The organism is Eubacterium xylanophilum ATCC 35991 (genome assembly GCF_000518685.1).
GTDB classification, from domain to species: domain Bacteria; phylum Bacillota; class Clostridia; order Lachnospirales; family Lachnospiraceae; genus Eubacterium_F; species Eubacterium_F xylanophilum.
In genome coordinates this window covers 1-1,244 of sequence record NZ_JAEB01000049.1, presented here as the reverse complement: position 1 = coordinate 1,244, position 1,244 = coordinate 1, and the positions used below count along the sequence as shown (strand labels likewise).

2 protein-coding genes are annotated in these 1,244 nt (G+C 34.8%); both read left to right on the top strand.

Features of this window, described 5'->3' with window-relative positions; all coding sequences use genetic code 11:
* Positions 1-249, top strand: a 249-nt coding sequence (locus tag L877_RS14285) for a hypothetical protein (protein ID WP_026835492.1), incomplete at its 5' end; no start/stop codon positions are given.
* On the top strand, positions 149-1,244 hold a 1,096-nt coding region (locus L877_RS12630), incomplete at its 3' end, for a transposase (protein WP_242837134.1). The genes L877_RS14285 and L877_RS12630, both read left to right, overlap by 101 nt.

Sequence of the window (1,244 nt, the reverse complement as noted above, 5' to 3'; positions counted from 1 at the left end):
GTACGGAACCGTACGCACGGTGGTGTGAGAGGTCGGGGGATTATTCAAATCTCCCTCCTACTCGATTATACTTATCTAGTGCTGACATTCCTCCCAAAAAATAAAATCTCAGGCTTCGAAAAACCTGAGATTTGTGGTAAAATTAAGTATGAACAAAAACCTAACCTTACAGAAAAATTATACCTTAAATCAGAGTGGATATCAACTAAAATTACCACTCGAATTAGAAACAATTATTCCAGAGAATGATTCGGTGCGATTACTCAGTCAGTTTGTAGAGGAGATGGATTTGACTGATTTATATTCTACTTATGAGAGAATAAATTCATTATCGCCTAGAACACTCTTGAAAATTGTTTTATACTCTTACATGAATGGAGATTATTCTTCACGTTCTATGGAATTAAATTGTAAAAGAGATATCAATTTTATGTTTCTTCTAGAAGGACACAAAGCTCCTGATCATGCAACCCTTGCACGATTTAGAAGCCTTCATTTTGCGCCTTGCTCTAAGCGTATTCTCGCAGAAGTATCTAACAATCTTTTTGATCTCGGTGAAATTTCTGGTGAAACCATATTCATTGACGGAACCAAAATCGAAGCCTGTGCAAATAAATATACCTTTGTCTGGAAAAAAGCTGTTACAAAAAATCAGGCAAAATTGCTGATTAAACTTGCCGATTTCGTAGCAGAATGTGAAGAAGCTTATGATATCAAAATCGTGTATGGAAATACAATAAAAATGAAGCATGTAAAGAGATTACGAAAAAGATTATTAAAGCTTTGCAAGGAAGAAAATATAACATTTGTTCACGGGATTGGAAAGAGAAAATCACCACTCCAAAAAAGCTTTGAAACATTAGATGGATACCTCAATAAGTTAAAGGAATACAATCAAAAGATTCATAAATGTGGTTCAAGAAATAGCTATTCTAAAACTGATGAAGACGCAACATTTATGCGAATGAAAGAGGATGCCATGATGAATGGTCAGTTAAAACCAGCATACAATCTTCAGCATGGTGTGGATTCTGAATATATCACATGGCTTACCATCGGACCACAACCTACAGATACCACAACTCTAATTCCTTTTTTGAAGGATGCGGAACAAAATCTAAAATTTAAATATGAAGCTATGAGAAAAATTATTGCATTAGTTGCAATGGCATCGCTAGTGTGCTTTAATGTAAATTCATTTCAAGTTAAAGCTGAAGTAACCACAAACGATGCAAGTAGTTGCG